Here is a 20,580-nt window from a genome sequence, read left to right as displayed (position 1 = left end):
CTTTTTCTAAACTTTTTAAACAAATATTTAGAATAAACCAACTGCATGTCCATCATCTGTAACATCCATTTTTAATGCGGCAGGTTGTTTAGGTAAACCAGGCATTGTCATTATTGCACCAGTCAGTGCGACAATAAACCCTGCACCTGTTTTCGCTTCTAATTCACGGATTGTAATTTCAAAACCTTCAGGTGCACCTAATAACGTTGCATCATCTGAAAATGAATATTGTGTTTTGGCCATACATACAGGATAATGATCCCAACCATTTTCTTTAAATTGTTTTAATTGTTTTTGAGCTTTACTACTAAATGTTACTTTGCTACCGCCGTAAATTTCTTTTACGATTGTTTCAATTTTATCTTCTAATGGTTGCTCTAGTTCATATAAATGTTTGAAATCTTGTGGTTGTTCGATCACTTCTAACACTTCGTTAGCTAAATCGATACCACCTTTACCACCTTTTTCCCAAACTTCTGTTAAAGCTAGTCGTACACCATTTTCTTTTGCCCATTCTTGAACAAATTTAGTTTCTGCATCTGTATCGTGAATAAATGCATTTAATGCAATCACTGGTTCTAACCCATATTTTTTCACGTTATTTACATGGCGTTCTAAGTTTACAATTCCTGCTTTTAATGCATCAACGTTTTCTTCTTTAAGGTTGTCTTTTGCAACGCCGCCATGCATTTTAATCGCGCGAATCGTAGCTACTACTACGACTGCTGATGGTTCAAATCCTGCTTCACGTGCCTTGATATTAATAAATTTCTCAGCACCTAAATCTGAGCCAAAGCCTGCTTCTGTTACGACAATATCAGCTAATTCTCTTGCTGTTTGAGTAGCAAGAATTGAGTTACAACCATGTGCAATATTTGCAAATGGGCCACCGTGTACTAATGCAGGTGTACCTTCAATCGTTTGGACTAAATTTGGTTTGATTGCGTCTTTAAGTATCATTGCTAATGCACCTTCAACTTTTAAATCCGCAACAGTGACAGGTTTACGATCTCTTGTATAACCTACTGTAATTTTGCTGATTTTAGATTTTAAATCTTGAATATCATTAGCTAAACATAAAATTGCCATAATTTCTGAAGCCACTGTAATATTGAAACCATCTTCACGTGGTACACCTTGCGTTGGCCCACCTAATCCTACGATCACATTTCTTAGTGCACGATCATTCATGTCTAAAACGCGTTTCCACTCAATTCTTCTTTGGTCAATGCCTAAGTCATTGCCTTGATGAATATGGTTATCAATAAATGCTGATAAAGCATTGTTCGCTGTAGTAATCGCATGGAAATCACCATTAAAATGCAAGTTAATATCTTCCATCGGTAACACTTGAGCGTATCCGCCACCTGTCGCTCCACCTTTAATACCAAACGTTGGTCCTAAAGCTGGTTCACGTAATGCAACCATTACATTTTTCTTTAATTGGTTAAATGCATCAGACAAACCAACAGTAACTGTTGATTTCCCCTCACCAGCTGGTGTTGGGCTCATAGCTGTTACTAATACGACTTTCCCTTTGTTATCTTTTTGTTTAACTTGGTTAATATCTATCTTAGCCTTATAGTGTCCATATGGTTCTAAAGCATCTGCTGGAATACCTACTTTTTCAGCTATGTCCCCTATAGGTTGTAATGTTGATTGATTAGCAATATCTAAGTCTGATAAATGTGCCAAATTCATTCGCCCCTTCTTTTATAAATTTTAATCACTATTAAAAATCAAATTTCAATCAGTGAGTCAAAATTCCTTACATATTCATAATAACCAAATAATGTTGTGTTGTCGATTAATAGAGATAACGCTTTCAAAATAATAAGCTACTTTTGTAAAATTATGATATACATTTATACTCATATTGTTTTATTACACTAAAAACTCCTTTATTTCAAAATTTTAAGCAAAGTTAAAACCTATCAATAAAGGAGTGTTTTTAGCAATTTTTGCATGTGAAATAAAACTTTAACACTTTGTATTTAATTAATCTTCCATCGTACTTAAGTCGCCTTCTGGCAAGTCAAGCTCCCATGCTTTTAGTACGCGACGCATAATTTTACCTGAACGTGTTTTCGGTAATTTTTCTTTAAATTCTATTTCACGTGGTGCAGCATGTGCAGCTAAACCTTCTTTAACAAACTTACGAATTTCTTCTTTCAACTCATCACTTTCCTCAAATTCAGGGCGTAGCGCAACAAATGCTTTAATAATTTCACCGCGTACAGGATCTGGTTTACCAATGACGCCTGCTTCTGCAACTGCTTCGTGCTCCACTAATTTCGATTCTACTTCAAATGGACCTACGCGTTCACCAGCAGTCATGATTACATCATCTACACGACCTTGGAACCAGAAATATCCATCTTCGTCTTTATAAGCTGAGTCTCCAGATACATACCAGTCACCAATGAAATACGATTCATATTTTTCAGGATTATTCCAAATAGAAATCATCATGGATGGCCAACCTTTTTTAATTGCCAAATTACCCATGCGATTAGGAGGTAATTCATTACCTTGATCATCTACAATTGATGCCTCAATACCTGGTAATGGTTTACCCATTGAACCTAATTTCACATCCATCGAAGGATAGTTTACAATCATATGGCCACCTGTTTCAGTCATCCACCAAGTATCTAGCACACGCAGTCCAAATACATCTTTTGCCCATTTAATGACTTCAGGGTTTAATGGTTCTCCGACAGATAAAATACTCTTTAATGATGACAAGTCATATTTTTCAACAATATCATCACCAGCACTCATTAACATTCTTAATGCTGTTGGAGCCGTATACCATATAGTCACTTTAAATTCTTCTATCATACCATACCATGCTTCAGGAGAAAATCTACCTCCCGCAATACAATTCGTAACACCGTTTAACCAAGGGCTAAATATACCATAAGATGTTCCAGTGACCCATCCTGGATCTGCTGTACACCAATACACATCATCATCTTTAAAATCAAGTACATATTTACCTGAAATATAATGTACTAACATCGCTTTTTGCGCATGTAATACGCCCTTAGGTTGACCAGTTGAGCCTGATGTATAATGTAAAATCAAACCATCATCTAAATCTAACCATTCCGTTTCAAATTGATCACTCGCTTGTTCAAATTCACTATTGAAATCTACATATGCACCATCTACATCATTATCAACTACAATGATTGTTTCTAAATTTGGTAACTTATCTACAGGTATTCTTGGCAATAAACTGTTAGTAGTAACTATTACTTTTGCCTCACTATTTTCTAGTCTATCCCCAACAGCTTTTTCCATAAATGCTTCAAATAATGGGCCTACAATTGCACCTATTTTCAAAATACCAAATAACGCAAAATAAAGTTCAGGTGTTCTTGGCATAAAAATAAATACACGATCACCTTTTTCAACGTTGGCTTTATCTTTTAAAACATTTGCAGCTTTATTTGATTTTGATTTCATTTCACTGAAAGTATAACTTTCTTGTCGCTGATCATCTTTATAATGAAGTGCAACTTTTTCTCCTTTACCTTCATCCACATGGCGATCGATACATTCATGCGCCATATTCACTTTACCTGTGTCATACCATGAAAATGCTTTTTCGACCTCTTTCCAATCAAAGTTGTTGTATTGTTTCTCATAGTTTTGAAGGTTAAAATTTCCTTCTTCCCCTTTATATACTTCTACTTTCATTCTAAATCCCCCTCTTAATGAAATCGAATGCTTAATGCATATTATAACTAACAAATTCACAATTTTCAAAATAATTGGTGTAAACGGATACATTTTCGTGTTAATTTCCTCCGAAATCACTTATACTAAAAGTATTAAAGGGTGAATATGACATTCATCTACAGTCGTTTGGAGTGAAAAAATGGAACATATAAAAACGTATCAATTTCAAACATTTCATTTGGACGAAGGTACATTTATAATAGAAGGCCCTGTCTCTAGAGAAAATCTTGAACTTATGACTTTTGATGATGGACTTTCTGCTTTTCGACAACCTAACGATCAATTTATAGCTATAAAAGAAATTAGTGAATTAAAAGAAGGTAGAATTTTTGTGATTAGAAAGCATGACCATATTGTAGGTTATGTCACTTATCACTATCCTGATCCATTAGAACGTTGGTCTGATGGTAACCTTGAGTATTTAATTGAACTGGGTGCGATAGAAATCAGTTTACCTTATCGACATTTACATTTAGGCAGTAAACTCATTCGTTTAAGTTTGGCGGCTGATGAATATGAAGATTATATCGTTTTAACTACTGAGTATTATTGGCATTGGGATTTAAAAAATTCTGGTCTAGATGTTTTTGCTTATAAAAAATTAATGCAAAAATTAATGGGTTATGGGGGCCTAGAAATTTTTGCTACAGATGATCCTGAAATCACTAGTCATCCAGCAAATTGTTTAATGGCAAGAATAGGTGCACGCATTTCCATTGATCAATTACAAGCATTCGATGATTTAAGATACAAGAATCGCTTTTTCTTTTAAAGGGGAGTTAAATCAATATGAGCAATACCCAAAAAACTGGTTTTGTTTATTCAAACGAAATCTTACAATACCGTTTTAGTAATCAACATCCTTTCAATCAAATGAGATTGAAACTGACAACTGAACTATTAAGTGATTTAGGTTATTTAAAACCTGAACACATTGTTAAACCGCGAATCGCTACAGATGACGAATTAAATTTGATTCATAGCTATGATTATATACAATCTATTAGACGTGCATCACATGGCATTTTAAATGACAATGAAGCCAAGAAATATGGCTTAGATGGAAGCGATACACTACAGTTTAGAATGATGCATAAACACAGTGCACGCATTGTGGGTGGTGCCCTTAATTTAGCTGATAAAATTATGGACGGTACATTCACCAATGGTTGCCATTTAGGTGGTGGATTACATCATAGTTTGCCAGGTCGTGCCAATGGTTTCTGCATATACAATGATGTGGCAATTACGATTGCTTATCTCATCAAGCATTATGATTTACGAGTAATGTGTATAGATACAGATGCACATCATGGGGATGGAACACAATGGAGCTTTTACACTAACAACGATGCATTAATTTATTCTATACATGAAACAGGCAAATTTTTATTCCCTGGTTCGGGAAACTATACAGAACGCGGCAATGAACAAGGCTTCGGTTATACCGTCAATATACCACTTGAACCCTACACAGAAGATGATTCTTATCTAGAAGTCTTAAATGAAACATTAGAACCTGTGGTTGCCTCTTTCAAACCTGATATCATTGTGAGTGTGCACGGTGTAGATATTCATTATTTAGACCCACTCACATATATGAGTTGTACATTAAATGCACTATATGAAATTCCCTATAAAATTAAAGCATTAGCAGATAAATATACTGATGGAAAAGTAATTATGTTTGGTGGCGGTGGTTACAATATTTGGAAAGTTGTACCTAGGGCATGGACGCATGTTTTTTTAGCATTAATTGGTGAACAACAACAGCAAGGCGAATTACCTGAAAAGTGGATCGCTAAGTGGACACCCTATGCTACTTGTGAATTACCTACAACTTGGAAAGACCAAAAACTAGATTATCAATTAATACCTAGACGTAAAGAAATTACAGAAATCAATATGAAACATGCAACTCAAGTATTAAGTTGGTTTAAATAACATTGGTATTCATTATTTTATTACATAAAAATACAGACATGATAAAGCCCCACTACTCAGTTCGTTGAGTTAGTGGGGCTATTGCACAAGTTGCAGCTCAGGTGACACTTAAATCCTGTTCATTCTTACTTAACTTGCACAACGAAATCATGTTACATAAAATTTATGTCCAAATTCTGCTGTTTTATTAACTTTATTTTGTAGTACCTCTGTATTCAATTCTATGTGGTAAAATCACATTAGGTTCATCAATTTCTTCTTCGTTCATATATTTGGTTAATAATCTCATTCCCACTGCACCAATGTCATACAACGGCTGAATCACACTTGATAATTGTGGTCTAACCATTTCAACTAAACGTGTGTTATTAAAACTAACAATTTGTAAATCATCTGGAACAGTTACACCTTCATCTTGTGCTGCATGAACTAAACCAATTGCTTGTTCATCACTAATTGATAAAATAGCATCTGGTTTAGTAGATTTTAATGCGTCAAATGCACGTAAACCATCTTTATAGGTCTCATTGCCATTGAAAACTAATTGTTCATCTAATGTTAATTGATTTTCTGATAAAACCTCTTTTAATCCTTCTAACACATCTTCTTGTGCCTTTTTGGAATAGTCTCCGCCTACAAAAGCAAAACGTTTTGCTCCTTTTTCTATTAAGTGCGCTGTTATTTCTTTTGCAGCTGTTTGGAAATCGATATTGACTGATGAAATTCCTTCATCTTTACCGTTCGTACCTGACACGACTACTGGAACAGATGATTTATTAATCAATTCTTTAATTTCTTCTGATATCGTTCCACCTAAAAAGATAATGCCATCTACTTGTTTACTTAATAAATTATTAAAAATTTCTTTTTCTTTGCCAGGGTCATTATCAGAATTCGATATGATTGAGTGATATTTGTACATTGTAGCAATATCTTCTAAACCACGTGCGAGTTGTGAATAATACACATTTGAAATATCTGGGATGATTACCCCAACAGTCGTCGTACGTTTACTTGCTAATCCTCTTGCTACTGCGTTGGGACGATAACTCAACTTTTTAATAACTTCGTTCACTTTGTCTCGTGTTTCCGGTTTTACATTTTGGTTACCATTTACGACACGCGAAACAGTAGCCATAGATACCCTTGCTTCTCTAGCTACATCATAAATTGTTACAGTCATAAACTTCCTCCTTGAAAGCGATTTCTTTATCATTATACTCTGTTTTCATAACATTTTCAAAGTTTACCATATTTTTCGAAAATGTAAAATCATTTTGATTTGAATGTCATAATAATGTCAATTTCATAATAATTTATTAAATCTTATTTAAGTATATGTTTTTATTTCTATTACAATCATTTTCAAAAATAGTAATTAATATTAGTATAAATTGCTATTAAAAAGAAATATAAAAACCTCTATATGCACCTAAATAATTAGTATGCAAAATAGAGGTTATAAAGTCATCGTATGATATAAATTATTTTAATTGTTTATTGTTATACATATCAGCTAATGGTTTTAATTCATTGTAGAATTTTTCAAATTCATTTAAATCCATTTGTTGACCGCTATCACTTAATGCAACAGAAGGATCTGGGTGAACTTCTGCCATAATACCATCAGCACCAACAGCTAAACCTGCTTTTGCAGTTGGTAACATGATATCTTTACGTCCAGTACTATGTGTAACATCTACTAAAACTGGTAAATGTGTCCCCTGTTTTAAAATCGGTACTGCTGAAATATCTAATGTATTTCTTGTAGCTTTTTCATATGTACGTATACCGCGTTCACATAAAATTATATTTTCATTACCTTGCGATGCAATATATTCAGCTGCAAAGATAAATTCTTCGATTGTAGCGGCTAATCCACGTTTTAATAATACTGGCTTATTAGAACGTCCTGCTTCTTTTAATAATTCAAAATTTTGCATATTACGCGCACCAATTTGGAAAACGTCTAAATATTGATCAGCGATTTCAAAATCTGCTGGATTTACAATTTCACTTACAACATTTAAACCATATTTATCTTTTGTATTTTTAAGTATTTTTAGTCCTTCTTCACCTAAACCTTGGAAATCATAAGGTGATGTACGAGGTTTAAACGCTCCACCTCTAATGAACTTTTCACCTTTGGCTTGTAAATCTGCTGCAACTGTATCTACTTGTTCTTGTGATTCAACTGAGCATGGACCAAAAACAAAAGATTTATTACCGTCACCGATAATACCTTTATTATCAAACTGAACAATCGTATCTTCTGGTTTCAATTTTCTAGATACATATAAATGTTTTTCATTCTCTGATTTTTGCAAGTCAGTAGAGGCTTTAAATATTTCTTTAAATAGTTGTTTAATCACATTATCATTAAACGGACCTTCATTTTTATCTAATAGTTGGTTAATCATTTCTTTTTCACGTTGAGGGTCATAAACCATTGTACCCTGCTTGCGCTTTTCTTCACCTATTTTTTGTGCAATCTTCCCTCTTTTAGATAAAAGGTCTAGTATTTGTTCATTAATTCCAACAATTTCATCTCTGTATTCTTGTAATTTGTCTGTCATTTTAGTCACCTCTATGAAAATTTTACAGCGATATTTTATTCTGCTTTAAAGCGATAAAATATTTGTTAAACGTAATTCTAACAATAACTGCATATAAGTTCAAGTCTCAAACGTAAAAAATCACTTTTAAAGTGAATACGTTTAATGATAACTGAATTTTCTGTTATTTTCTAGCCGTATTTTTACACTATTCCATAAATAATCAATTTATACCAACGCTCATCACAGCGTATGCAAGGATATTAAACCCCACTTAACATAAGTAACTATACTTATGTTATCTAATGCGGGTAGTTGATTCGTTAATTTTTAGTTTACTGATAATTGTAGGAATAAGTACTGAAGTGTCCATTGACAGTGTATGTTGAGTAAAGATATACATTTCACATATAAGGCATTTCGTTAATTTAGTTGAGTAATGTTTATTAAATTATACGTAAGTGCCTTATTTTTTGAATAACAAAATATCAATTATACTGATTTTGTAATGTGCTGACACCCAGGGGAATCTTATGAGTGAGAGACTACAGGCTCGAACCATATCCTAGCCAAGCATGGACAGTCAAAAACGTAAGATTTTAACTATAAAGAGGACCAATCCATATTATGCATTGGCCCTCTTATTTTGAGTATAGAATTTATGTCCGAGACTGCTTTTGATTATAGAATTTATTCCAAAATCACATAACAGTTTTAATCATTAAATGTTCTTTTATCTATTTTACTTTTTGCTTTTTCAGTCTTTTTGCTTTGCAATCTATTTTTTGAATATGTTGGCACCTCATTGTCAGAATTAGAGCTATCAGTACTATTATTAGAAGTTTGCTTACTAATACCTTGTTCAGCATTATCATGTACAATTATACCGTCTTTAAACGACACACTTTTATGTGTTTGTTTAACACGTTGCTCTGCAGCCTGAGGTGTATTTTTAGTTGAAGATTGATCATGTTTATCAGCAGAATTTTCTACTTTATTATTATTTTCAACTGCATTATCTAATTTCTTTGTAACTAAATTAGGCACTTCTTGATTACCTTTGACTGTTAAAGATTCAGGTTTTAATAAATTAACGGTTTTTTCAGCTACTTTTGGGTCTTTAGACATTGCATCACGTTTTTGACTCGCTGCTAATGCTAATCCCGTAGCAGTAATACCATCTGCAATTGTTGCTGAATTTAAGCTATCTTTAGCTTCAGTCTTGTCATTTTTTGTAACTAAATTAGGTACTTCTTTTTTAAAATTAGATTTTACACTTTCTTCAGTTACAAGTTCAGTTGTATTTTTCTTAATTGTCGGGTCATTTTTTAAAGCTTTATTTTTTTCTTCAGCAGCATTGGCTAATTTCGTAGCCGATACTGTATCATTTTTTTGTGATTCGTTAGACGTTGAAGCAACTGTAGAATTAGCTAAATGATGTGTTTCTGACTCTTTCTTGATTGCATTTTTTTGAGCATTCTTTTCACTATCAGTTGGTTGTACTTGTTCATCAATATTATTCAAGCCTTCTGATGTTTCATCCGATTGTTGTTCAGTTAATGTATCTTGTGCTTGTGGTGACGTATCAGATAAGTTGTGAGTAGCCGTCTCTTGTTGAATTGCAACTTTTTGCGCACCTAATTCATTGTTTGTAATTGCTTTTTCTTTAATATGCGCAACTTGACGTTCTGCTTCTAGTTTGTCATTTTCAGCTTCTTTAACTACATTTGATTTGAATGTTTTATTACTTTTAGGAACGGATTTCTCACTTTGACGTGATTTACTAATAGACACTAATCCTACAGCCGAACCTATCACAGCACCTACTATAAATCCATAAACAAACACATTTCTAGCACCGGATGTAAAATATTCTGGTACTTCATAACTTTCTAAATTTCTTTCGTAATCATCTCGATTATAGTACTTCATATTTGAATGCCTCCTATAACAAATGCACTTAAATAAGTTTATACCTCATTTAAGTGCATTTGTTTTTTAAGTATATAAATGATTAATGGTCAACACGTGTAGTATAGCTGTGATTTGCATCATTTGCTACGCTACTTGTTTTATAATTTGCACTTTCTCTACGATTTCTTCTGTTTTGCCATTTGTCAGCAACTTCCATTGCAACATTTGACCATTGTACAACTTGAGAAATTTTATCTTCATTTTGAGAAATATTGTGCGTGATTGAGTTTGTTACTCGATCAACAGAACCATTTAATGTTTGAACTGAATCACCGATACCTTTAACAGCATCAACGACAGAGTTTAAACGTTCTGATTTATCTTGAATATCTTCAGTTAAGCGATTCGCTTTATGAAGTAAATCAGTAGACTCACGTGTAATCCCTTGAATTTGTCCTTCAACTCCATCAAGAGTTTTAGCAACGTGATCTAAATTTTTCTTAACTGAAAGTAATACAACAACGATTCCTATACATAACACTAAAAAAGCAATCGCTGCAATTATTCCAGCTATAGGTAAAATCCATTCCATTAAAAACGCCTCCTAAAAAAACATATGTTGTTATTTAATATAAATACCCACATCATTTTAACATAAACATATTAAAATGAGGTAGTTACACCGATATTTTCCATATATGCGCGCTGGATTTTTTGTATATCGCCTGCACCCATAAATAAGATAACCGCATCTTCATATTGTTCTAAAGTATTTACACTTTGCTCATCAATAAGTGTAGAACCATCTACCCTTTCAACCAAGTCTTGAATAGTTAGTTCGCCATTGTTTTCTCTTATTGAGCCGAAAATTTCGCATAAAAATGTTTTATCCGCAAGACTTAAACATTCAGCAAATTCTTCTAAAAAAGCTTGTGTTCTACTGAAAGTATGTGGTTGGAAAACAGCTATAACTTCTTTATTAGGATATTTTTTTCGTGCTGTCTCAATTGTAGCACTAATTTCTCTTGGATGGTGAGCATAATCATCTACTAATACTTGTTTACCTGCCTTAGTTTCATTAAATCTACGTTTTACACCACCAAATGTTTCTAACGCTTCTTTAATATTATCAACGTTCAATCCTTCTAAATAACTGATTGCTATTACAGCAAGTCCATTTAAGATATTATGGTCTCCAAATTGTGGAGATAAGAAGGTATCATAAAAATTATTATTAATATAAACATCAAATTGTGTACCCTTCTCACTAATTTGAATATTATCCGCATAAATATCGTCATTTTCAGAAAATCCATAATAATAAATAGGTACATCTGCTTTTAAATCACGAAGATATGGATCATCTCCCCATGCGATAATTGCTTTTTTTACATTTTGCGCCATTTCTTGAAAGGCATTAAAAACATCATGCACATCTTTAAAATAATCTGGATGATCAAAATCAATATTTGTCATAATTGTATAATCCGGATGATAACTTAAAAAATGTCTACGGTATTCGCATGCTTCAAAAGCAAAGTAATCACTAGCTGGAATACCTAATCCAGTACCGTCACCAATTAAAAAGGATGTTTTTTTATCTCCATTCATAACATGTGATAGTAAACCAGTTGTTGATGTTTTACCATGCGCACCTGTTACAGCAACTGAAGTATATTGGTTAATAACATGACCTAAGAAATCGTGATAACGAATCACTTCTAAATTTAAATCATGCGCGCGTACAACTTCTTCATGCGTATCAGGAAATGCATTACCTTGAACAATGACCATATCTTCCTTAATATTATCTGCATCAAAAGGGAGAATTTTTATACCTTTATTTTTTAATGCGACTTCTGTAAAAACATAATTCTTAATATCTGACCCTTGTACTTCATTTCCAAGATCATGCATGATTTGTGCTAATGAACTCATTCCGGCACCTTTAATGCCGACAAAATGGTAATGTGTCATTGTAACACTCCTTTATCTCTATATTAATTATCATTTAAATCAGACTCAGTGATATACACATCTCTGGGTTTAGAACCATTTGCTTCCGAAATATAACCTAACTGTTCTAATTGGTCTACAATTCTAGCAGCTCGATTATAACCGATTTGGAAATGTCTTTGTATCAGTGAAGTAGAAATATGTCCTTCTTGTACCATAAATCGACATACATCGTCGAATAAGTCATCTTGCGGATGACTTTCTACTTTTTTCAACAATTCTTTTTCTTCAAAAAGATAATCAGGTTCACGTTGCTGTTTTATAAAATCAACGACATCATCAATTTCTTCATCAGAAACGAAAGTTCCTTGGACACGTATTGGTTTGTTCATTCCACTTCCTAGGTAGAGCATATCTCCATAACCTAATAAGCGTTCTGCTCCACCACTATCTAAAATTGTACGTGAATCTACGCTTGAAGATACCATAAAAGCAATACGTGTCGGTATGTTCGCTTTGATTAGCCCTGTAATTACATTTACAGATGGTCTTTGTGTTGCAACTAACATATGAATTCCACATGCGCGTGCTTTTTGTGCAATTCGTGCAATTGATTGTTCAACCTCTTGTGGCGCCATCATCATTAAATCAGCTAATTCATCTATTACTATAACAATTTTTGGCATTCTATCTTCATAATTTGCCTTTTTATTAAATGCAGTAATATTTCTAACATGATATTTAGCAAATACTTTATAACGACGTTCCATTTCTTCCACTGCCCATTTTAAACTTTGTGTAGCAGCTTTAACATCTGTAATAACAGGAGATACCAAATGTGGCAAACCATTATATGGTGCCAACTCAACCATCTTAGGATCGATAAGTAATAATCTTAGCTCCTCGGGATGATTTTTATACAATAATGACATTAAAATGCTGTTAATAGATACTGATTTACCTGAACCTGTAGCACCAGCAATTAATGCATGAGGCGTTTTTGCTATATCCATAACTAACGGCTCATTATTAATTCTAAGTCCCATAGCAACTGTTAATTTAGATTCAGCATTTTTAAAAGTATTATCTTCTATGATAGAACGTAAATTAACAGGTGTTGAAGACTGATTTGGCACCTCAATACCTACTAAATTTGTACCTGGAATAGGCGCTTCAATACGTATGTCTTTTGCTGCTAACGCCATTTTAATATCATCTTGTAAGTTAGTGATTCTTGATACTTTTACACCTTTTTCTACAGATAATTCAAAACGAGTCACGCTTGGCCCTTCTGTAACAGTTTGAACTTCCGCAGGTACATTGAAATAGTAAAATGCTTCATTTAATTCTTGTTTCTTTTCTTCAATCCACTGATTATCTACTTCATGGACCTTAGGTTCATCCAGTAAATCAATACTCGGAAGTTTAATATTTGGACCTTTTCGTATAGTTGTTTTGCTTTCTTGGGATGCTTGCATGCTTTGGTTCTGCTGATTCACAGAATTTGATTTATGAGAAACGGTAGCATCTACAGAATGTTTATCCACATGATTGGTTTCGGCATTTTGTGGTTGTCCATTATACCTGTGACTTATAACTTCATTTTTGTCATCTATGCTGGATGCTACTTCTTCATCCTCAGTCAACGTTTCAGATTCCGTATTTATAAACGTATCTTTTGACTCATTAGCATTAGAATTATGTTCTTCCAGGTTAGTTTCAGTTTGCATTTGTTGATTAAATGCAGCAGTTGATTCATCTTTTTCACTTTGTGCCGTTTTATCTATTTTTTCATCTGATTGTTGTAATTCAGTATCATTTGAGTTCACAAAAGCATGTGTGTCGTTAAGATTTTTCTTGGCATCAAGCATTCTTTTTTTGTCAGATGGTGTCATTACTACATTGAAAGGTTTTGGTTTGCTTCCTTTCGAGTTGATTGTATTTTTATGTTGTTGATTGTTTTGTTCATCACTATTCACTTTAGCGTTTGTTTTAACATGATCTTGTTGTGCTTCATTTTCGTTATTCTCTGACATTTGCACGTCATTAACAACTGTTTCTTCACCATTTTCATTCGCTTCAGTTGAAGCTGATGAATCTTCTTCATTCCGTGATTCATTCTGATTAATATCATTAGACTCATCTACATATTGCTCATCTTCTTTTTCAAAATGATGTTTAGTATGCAATGATGTATGATCTAATACATCATCATTTTCACTTTGTGACGTTTTTCGTTCATTGTTATTAGTTTGTTGAGTCAAATCAACTGTATTTTGTGTCGTATCTTTTTGATTATCTGAAATTTCTCTATAGGTAGCTTCCGAAATACCAGTATTATCAATAGTTCCATTTGAATTTTCGTCATGTTGGTGCAAATGATTGTCTATATCTGCATGATCAATATCTTGAGAAAGATTTGTTTCATCGTTAGCATGATTCGTTGATGATTCTGTAAGATTTGATGCTGTTTCTACATTTTCTGTTTGATTTTCATTTGTATTTGAAACATCGTCAGAGTCATTAATGTTATGTACATTACTTATATTGTCTAAATTAATTTCTTGATAATTGTATTGTGACGTATCAATTTGGTCAGTTGTATCATGTTCATCCGTTGCATCTTCACCAGACGATTTTGTTGAATAGTCTGTATCACTAATTTTATTTTGTGCACCATCTAATGAACTTTCTCCAATATATTGTTTTGCTTGCTGTGCATACATTTCATCAATTGCTTTTTGAATTGTATCTTCATCATTTTGTTGATTTTCTTGACGCTTCTGTTGCAATGCTTTTTTAAATTGACGTTTTTGAAGCACTTTACGTTCACGTTCGCGACGAATTTCTTCAACAATTTGAGAAGCATAGATATTTTCTATATTGATGGTATTATTCTTTTTTGGAGTAGTAGTAGCTTGTGATACATTTTCTTGTTGTATCGACTTATCTTGTAGTTGTTCATTGCTCTTTTTAGCTGATGGTTGTTCGCTATCAACTTGAGAAGGTTGAGCAAACGTTGTTTCAGCAGTGTCATTATGGTCATTATTAGAATTTGATTTGCGTTCTTCTTGCACTTTATTTTCATTATCATCTTTAAAACGATGATTAGGTTTTATCACACCATTTTCTAAAGGGTGTGGTTTTTTAGTGCCAAAAATAGCTGACGGAACCTCGCTAGCTTTAAATTCACTTTTATGATATTGAGGGGTAGTGGGCTCATGTCTTTTTGTACTATGACCATTTTCACGTCCAGTACCACCTAAAACGTCTGTTTGAATTCTTGTTCTTTTGCCTTTGTGTTGTCTCTTTTCTTTTTGAACTTCATTATCTAATGACGCATTTGTTTTACTACGAGATGTTGCATATGATTCTTTAGATGATTGAGTAAATTTATCTGTAGCATTTTCATTAGCCATTTGTCTTCTTCTTCTATGACTGTGATTCTCAGTATGGTGACTAGTTGATTTATGGTCAGAATTTTTAAATTCATTTTCTGATTTTCCATTAATAGCGTCCTCAGTTTCACTATTTTCTTCTAAAACACGCATTGGAAATCTAAATTTCCCTTTAGGTCTCTCATAAACATCGTTATTTTGAGGAAGTAATGTGTCTTGATGTTCTTGACTCTTTTGACGTCGTTGGTTTCTTTTATTTAGATAGTCTTTATTAGGATCATTTTCTTCTCCAAATAATTTGTCGAACCAGCTCATTCGGACATTACCTCCTTCTATTCTTCAAAAAATGCCTGTCCAACTTTGTATTCATCAGACAATACCATAATACCTTTTTCCTGTGGTGCATTTGGTAAATTTAATTCTTTCATAGAACAAATCATTCCACTTGAATCTACACCGCGTAAGGCTGCATCTTTAATAACCATTCCACTAGGCATTACTGCACCTACTTTTGCAACAACGACCTTTTGCCCTGCTTCAACATTCGGCGCACCACAAACAATTTGTAGCTTTTCTGTTGCTACATCTACATTCAATACACTTAATTTATCAGCATCAGGGTGTTTTTCTTTAGTTTCAACATAACCAACAACAAATTTTGGTGATAAATCTGCATTTAGTTCAAACGTGAAACCAGCATTTTTAATTGCTTGTTGTAAGTCCTGAATTAACTTCTCATCCAATTTTATATGTCCATTTCCATCAATATCTGACACTTTTGATGCATTGAATATATTAAAACCTACAATCTTGTTATCTTGACGAATTGCTACTACATCATTCTTCGTCTCATACGTAAATTCGCCTGTTGCGGGCTCAATTTGTAAAAAAGCTACATCTCCTACAGCTTCTTTATTGTAAAATAAATTCATTTTTTTAACTCCTTATTCCTTATCTTTATTTTCATATTGTTTTCGAGTTGCTTCTAATCTTTGGATGACATTTGGGTTTCTTTTTTGTTTATTATTTTTGCCCAAAATAAATATTGGCTCAAAATGTCCATTATCATAAGCTAATGAAAGTGACGTAATTGGAACTAATCCTTTCGTGAAGAATTCCATCGTTAAGTGTGCCATAACATCGTAACCTGTTTTATTTCGAATATCAGCAATAATCAACACGTCTTGATGCGGTACTGCCACCAACATCTCACCTTCACATTGCGCTTGTATGTCATTTAAAAAGGTAGAATTTAAAATTCTACTGGCATCGTAACCATCATTTGAATTTACAAAATAGAAGATATTACCCTTAACTTCATCGGTTTTATATTTGTTTTCAAGTTTTCGAACATTAAATAAAGCCATTTCTTTCACTTGTTGTTTAGTAAGATTTAATTTTTCTAACATTTGCTCATCTATCAAGCGATAAGATTTTCCTAAATCTACTGCATAATAAATATTAGTTTCTGCAGTATGTTTATCTATAACAAATGAATTACCTTCTTTGTCTTTTTTATCAAAACTAGGCGACCTTAATACAGGCATTATCTCAATATTCTCTGTTTCAGATAACGCCTCCCCTTTCATTTGTTCAATCGCTTCTTCGACATAATATACAATTTCATCTACAATATTTTCTTTTTGTTCTTTATATTTCGCTACAATTGTTGAAAGTTTGACAGTGACACCTTTGCCATTATCATTTCTAGATACGCGTAGCGTTTCTTCATCACGATTAAAACTAAATTTGACATCTAAATGTTTTAATCTATCTTTTAATTTATCTCTCATTTGAAAGACATTCATCGTTAACACTCCTATTTACGTGTCTTTATACAGTTTACAATAAATATACCCTTAGGAACAGAAAAAAAGTAAGTTCTAAGGGTATATTTTTATCGTGCACTTAATAAGATTCATTCACTTTATGTTTATAAAGAAGCTAAAAAATTATCTATCTGTTCAATGGATTTACGCTCTTTTCCAATATAACTTCCAATTTGTTGTCCATTACTAAATACTAAAAAGCTAGGAATGCCCATAATACCATGTTCAATGCAAATATCTATAAATTTATCTCTATCCACTGATACAAATTTATAATTTGTATACTTCGCTTCAAGTTGTGGTAAGTCTGGTTCAATCACTTTACAATCTGGACACCAATCAGCAGTAAATAAAAATACAGTGTCCCCTCTTTTAAATTCTAAAAATTGTTGTTCATTTTCTAATTGTTCCATCTAATCACTCCAAAACATTATTTATACTGTAAAGTATTTATTATTTCGTCATCTAAATTTTTAACTGATTGTAATATTAAGTTTCTTGCAGCGTCATAATCACGAAAATCAAATACTGCATTTGTACTGTGAATATAGCGTGCACAAACACCAATAACTGCAGTTGGAATACCAATGTTTGCTTTGTGAATTTCTCCTCCATCTGTACCGCCTGGAGACATATAATATTGATATGGAATTTGAAATTTATTTGCTAAATCTAATAGAAAATCTCTAAACGTTGGTTTTAGTATCATCGTACCATCTTTTATACGAATCAATGTCCCTTGACCCAATTCACCGGAAAGATTTTGCTTTCCTTTCATATCATTTGCTGGCGAACAATCTACTACAAAAGCTACATCCGGATCGATTAATTCAGCAGAGGCTTTTGCACCTCTTAACCCTACCTCTTCCTGAACATTTGCACCAACATATAAATCAAAATCTAGCTCTACGTCTTTTAATAATTCTAATAATTCTATACCTAATAAACAACCATAACGATTGTCCCACGCTTTACTAGCAAACCTATGCTCTGATAACTGTGTGAACGGTGTGTCTGGAACAATAGTATCACCAATTTGAATGCCTCGATTGATAACATCTTGTACACTTTCACAACCTATATCTAATAATAGATCCTCAATTTTTGGTGCACCTTCGTTACCTGTCCTAAAATGTTTCGGTATATTCGCTACGACTCCTATGACTTCTTCATTGTTTCTTGTTTTAACTTTTAGTCTTTGACCTTGCCATATATCAGTCGCTACTCCACCTAAATTCGTGAATTGTAAGAGCCCATTATCTGTGATGTGCGTTATTAAAAAGCCCACTTCGTCCATATGAGCAGCAACCATTATTTTCTTTGAATTTTTAGATTTAGCTCTCTTAACTCCATAAAAGCCGCCCATTCGATTGTATACAAAGTCATCTACATACGGTGACATTTCAGATTTCAAATATGATTTAACATCATCTTCAAATCCTGGCGCTCCATGTAATTCTGTTAATATTTTCATTCTTGATAATGTTTTACTTTTGTCTATACTCAATGTCATTCACTCCTTAATATTTATTATATCATCTTCATTATGGTAAACTATAAATATGAATTTATTGGGGGTAGATTGTAATATGTTGAATAAAAAAAGTTGGTTCTTCATCGGCTTAATTTCAATAACAACTATTGTTGGATCAATTTATTTTTATACGCGTCAAAAGCAACTACAAAATCGTAATCCAGAAGCTATTATTACAGATGTAAAAACTTATTTTATGAATGTTGTAGGTTCTTACATACTAAATGAAACGATAATGTATCAAAATGCTGGCGATCAATTAGAAGTCTTTCAAGGTGGTATCACTACCCTTCATAATGGCAAACGCACTTATTATGATTTTTATGCCGACGCTAAAACTGGTGAAGTGATAAACATCATTGAATGTAAATGATAAACGGTTAAAGTTATGAACACACTTGTATCATGTAGAAAATATTTGTCGACTACACTGAGATGATTACAATGAAAGAAATAAACTATATTACTGCTCAAACTATGAAGACATTGATTGTATTTTTAGTTAAGATATAGTGCTATTTCAAATGTTCAAAACTTTAACCTTTTATTTTATTCTCTTGTAATGTAATGCTCGATTTCAGATGGTTCCTTTTGATTAAATTTTACAGCAAAGTAATTTACATCATGATAATATAAAAACCAGTAATTTTCTAAAATGAATCTAGGTATCATGCGTTCTTTTTCTCTTATAGACTGCATTGGATAATCATCGTAAGCAGTTACCCACAGTGGATTTTTATGTGCGACTGTAGGAAAAATATCTCCCATATGTACTGCTTTTTCTCCTGCATTTTCTACTGTAATAATAGAATGACCGTAACTATGGCCACCAGTATGATACATATTAATCCCTTTGACGATTTCAATTTCTTTTTCAAACAGCAATAATTTATCGGTGAAATCACCATTATTTTTCTGCCAATAAGTTGATTTACTTCGTATATTTGGGCTAACAAACTCATGCCATTCATCTTGTTGAATAACATGAATCGCATTTTTAAAAACTGCACGCCCTTCACTATCAGTTAATCCTGACGCATGGTCAAAGTGTAAATGTGACATTAAAACATAATCAATATCATTCGTTGTCAAATTAAATAATTTTAAATCTTCTTCTATATTACTTTCATAATGCACACCAAATATTTTACGCTCTTTTTCGGTAAGCTTATGATTACCAATACCAGTATCAATAATAAAGTTAAATTCTTCCGTTTGTATTAAAATTGGATGTGTAGGTAATGGAATCCGATTTTCCTCACTTTGCTCATATTTTTTAGCCCATAAAACTTTCGGAACCACACCAAACATCGCTCCACCATCAATATTTGTAATGCCACCGTTCAGGTAATGTATCTTGAAATTTCCTAATTTCATAATCAGTCCCCATTTCTTGATTTAATTACTAATTAATTAATATAGTAATATAATACACAGTACACGTAAAATAACGAAATTTGTTAGTCTTCTGCTACAACAAAATTTCATGGTGATTTTGTTATGTACTGACGCCTAGTGAAATGATATGAACGAGAGACTACAGGCTCGAGTCATATTCCCAGGCAAGCATGTACGAGCAAAATCGTAGCACGCTTATAATAAAAAGGACTAATCCGTCATTTTTGAACTGCACCCTGTCAAGTAGACAGTGAAAAAAACAAAATGTTTATGGCTACCTGATATTTACGATATAAGGGTAG

The 20,580-nt window shown here is 32.9% G+C and carries 16 protein-coding genes; 3 read left to right on the top strand and 13 right to left on the bottom strand.

What is annotated here, in order from left to right:
- Nucleotides 1-27: 27 nt before the first annotated feature.
- Both KA883_RS11440 and acsA read right to left on the bottom strand, forming a co-directional pair.
- Entirely contained in the window at nt 28-1,695 is a 1,668-nt protein-coding gene (locus KA883_RS11440; RefSeq protein ID WP_046206835.1) for a formate--tetrahydrofolate ligase, read from the bottom strand.
- 303 nt (nt 1,696-1,998) lie between these two features.
- On the bottom strand, nt 1,999-3,708 hold the full coding sequence (gene acsA, locus KA883_RS11435) for an acetate--CoA ligase (RefSeq protein WP_046206834.1): 1,710 nt from the start codon (nt 3,706-3,708) through the stop codon (nt 1,999-2,001).
- 181 nt (nt 3,709-3,889) lie between these two features.
- On the opposite strand from acsA, the gene KA883_RS11430 reads away from it, so the two are divergent.
- Both KA883_RS11430 and KA883_RS11425 read left to right on the top strand, forming a co-directional pair.
- On the top strand, nt 3,890-4,522 hold the full coding sequence (locus KA883_RS11430) for a hypothetical protein (protein ID WP_046206833.1): 633 nt from the start codon (nt 3,890-3,892) through the stop codon (nt 4,520-4,522).
- Nucleotides 4,523-4,539: 17 nt separating this feature from the next.
- The gene (locus KA883_RS11425; protein ID WP_210139990.1) at nt 4,540-5,694 is read left to right on the top strand and encodes an acetoin utilization protein AcuC; all 1,155 of its coding nucleotides are present in this window, start codon (nt 4,540-4,542) and stop codon (nt 5,692-5,694) included.
- A 193-nt stretch (nt 5,695-5,887) separates the two neighbouring features.
- On the opposite strand, the gene ccpA is transcribed toward KA883_RS11425, so the two are convergent.
- The 10 genes from ccpA to KA883_RS11375 all read right to left on the bottom strand — a co-directional run bounded on the left by ccpA (nt 5,888) and on the right by KA883_RS11375 (nt 18,853).
- Entirely contained in the window at nt 5,888-6,877 is a 990-nt protein-coding gene (gene ccpA / locus KA883_RS11420; RefSeq protein ID WP_046206832.1) for a catabolite control protein A, read from the bottom strand.
- A 301-nt stretch (nt 6,878-7,178) separates the two neighbouring features.
- Nucleotides 7,179-8,270: a bifunctional 3-deoxy-7-phosphoheptulonate synthase/chorismate mutase gene (locus KA883_RS11415; RefSeq protein ID WP_046206831.1), complete on the bottom strand. Its 1,092-nt coding sequence runs from the start codon at nt 8,268-8,270 to the stop codon at nt 7,179-7,181.
- 693 nt (nt 8,271-8,963) lie between these two features.
- On the bottom strand, nt 8,964-10,181 hold the full coding sequence (locus KA883_RS11410) for a hypothetical protein (protein ID WP_210139989.1): 1,218 nt from the start codon (nt 10,179-10,181) through the stop codon (nt 8,964-8,966).
- A gap of 82 nt (nt 10,182-10,263) precedes the next feature.
- The gene (locus tag KA883_RS11405; protein WP_046206829.1) at nt 10,264-10,755 is read right to left on the bottom strand and encodes a DUF948 domain-containing protein; all 492 of its coding nucleotides are present in this window, start codon (nt 10,753-10,755) and stop codon (nt 10,264-10,266) included.
- Between the two features lie 71 nt (nt 10,756-10,826).
- Nucleotides 10,827-12,140, bottom strand: coding sequence for a UDP-N-acetylmuramate--L-alanine ligase (murC, locus tag KA883_RS11400; protein ID WP_046206828.1), 1,314 nt, complete (start codon nt 12,138-12,140; stop codon nt 10,827-10,829).
- 23 nt (nt 12,141-12,163) lie between these two features.
- A complete protein-coding gene (locus tag KA883_RS11395; RefSeq protein ID WP_210139988.1) occupies nt 12,164-15,832 on the bottom strand; it encodes a DNA translocase FtsK in 3,669 nt (1,222 codons plus the stop codon).
- 17 nt (nt 15,833-15,849) lie between these two features.
- Complete coding sequence (gene ytpR / locus KA883_RS11390; protein WP_046206826.1) at nt 15,850-16,449, bottom strand: YtpR family tRNA-binding protein; 600 nt, start codon at nt 16,447-16,449, stop codon at nt 15,850-15,852.
- A 12-nt stretch (nt 16,450-16,461) separates the two neighbouring features.
- Nucleotides 16,462-17,325, bottom strand: a complete 864-nt coding sequence (locus KA883_RS11385) for a DUF1444 domain-containing protein (RefSeq protein WP_046206825.1) — start codon at nt 17,323-17,325, stop codon at nt 16,462-16,464.
- 125 nt (nt 17,326-17,450) lie between these two features.
- Nucleotides 17,451-17,759 carry a thioredoxin family protein gene (locus tag KA883_RS11380; protein WP_046206824.1) on the bottom strand — a complete coding sequence of 103 codons (309 nt, stop codon included), beginning with the start codon at nt 17,757-17,759 and terminating at the stop codon, nt 17,451-17,453.
- Between the two features lie 17 nt (nt 17,760-17,776).
- On the bottom strand, nt 17,777-18,853 hold the full coding sequence (locus tag KA883_RS11375; protein ID WP_046206823.1) for a M42 family metallopeptidase: 1,077 nt from the start codon (nt 18,851-18,853) through the stop codon (nt 17,777-17,779).
- Nucleotides 18,854-18,935: 82 nt separating this feature from the next.
- Between KA883_RS11375 and KA883_RS11370 the strand changes: the two genes are divergently transcribed.
- Entirely contained in the window at nt 18,936-19,253 is a 318-nt protein-coding gene (locus KA883_RS11370; protein ID WP_046206822.1) for a hypothetical protein, read from the top strand.
- Between the two features lie 176 nt (nt 19,254-19,429).
- On the opposite strand, the gene KA883_RS11365 is transcribed toward KA883_RS11370, so the two are convergent.
- Nucleotides 19,430-20,257: a YtnP family quorum-quenching lactonase gene (locus KA883_RS11365; RefSeq protein WP_046206821.1), complete on the bottom strand. Its 828-nt coding sequence runs from the start codon at nt 20,255-20,257 to the stop codon at nt 19,430-19,432.
- Nucleotides 20,258-20,580 lie beyond the last annotated feature (323 nt).

Source organism: Staphylococcus sp. GDY8P54P (assembly GCF_017892645.1).
GTDB lineage: Bacteria > Bacillota > Bacilli > Staphylococcales > Staphylococcaceae > Staphylococcus > Staphylococcus ureilyticus.
Note: the sequence above shows the minus strand (reverse complement) of the source record. Positions and strands in the feature narration are given on the sequence as shown.

Bases quoted from the DNA above. Each gene is read 5' to 3' on its own strand.
- KA883_RS11370 (WP_046206822.1), top strand. From the start codon at position 18,936: ATGTTGAATAAAAAAAGTTGGTTCTTCATCGGCTTAATTTCAATAACA.
- KA883_RS11430 (WP_046206833.1), top strand. From the start codon at position 3,890: ATGGAACATATAAAAACGTATCAATTTCAAACATTTCATTTGGACGAA.
- ytpR (WP_046206826.1), bottom strand. From the start codon at position 16,449: ATGAATTTATTTTACAATAAAGAAGCTGTAGGAGATGTAGCTTTTTTA.
- murC (WP_046206828.1), bottom strand. From the start codon at position 12,140: ATGACACATTACCATTTTGTCGGCATTAAAGGTGCCGGAATGAGTTCA.
- KA883_RS11365 (WP_046206821.1), bottom strand. From the start codon at position 20,257: ATGAAATTAGGAAATTTCAAGATACATTACCTGAACGGTGGCATTACA.
- KA883_RS11385 (WP_046206825.1), bottom strand. From the start codon at position 17,325: ATGAATGTCTTTCAAATGAGAGATAAATTAAAAGATAGATTAAAACAT.
- KA883_RS11405 (WP_046206829.1), bottom strand. From the start codon at position 10,755: ATGGAATGGATTTTACCTATAGCTGGAATAATTGCAGCGATTGCTTTT.
- KA883_RS11415 (WP_046206831.1), bottom strand. From the start codon at position 8,270: ATGACAGACAAATTACAAGAATACAGAGATGAAATTGTTGGAATTAAT.
- KA883_RS11380 (WP_046206824.1), bottom strand. From the start codon at position 17,759: ATGGAACAATTAGAAAATGAACAACAATTTTTAGAATTTAAAAGAGGG.
- ccpA (WP_046206832.1), bottom strand. From the start codon at position 6,877: ATGACTGTAACAATTTATGATGTAGCTAGAGAAGCAAGGGTATCTATG.
- KA883_RS11395 (WP_210139988.1), bottom strand. From the start codon at position 15,832: ATGAGCTGGTTCGACAAATTATTTGGAGAAGAAAATGATCCTAATAAA.
- KA883_RS11425 (WP_210139990.1), top strand. From the start codon at position 4,540: ATGAGCAATACCCAAAAAACTGGTTTTGTTTATTCAAACGAAATCTTA.
- acsA (WP_046206834.1), bottom strand. From the start codon at position 3,708: ATGAAAGTAGAAGTATATAAAGGGGAAGAAGGAAATTTTAACCTTCAA.
- KA883_RS11410 (WP_210139989.1), bottom strand. From the start codon at position 10,181: ATGAAGTACTATAATCGAGATGATTACGAAAGAAATTTAGAAAGTTAT.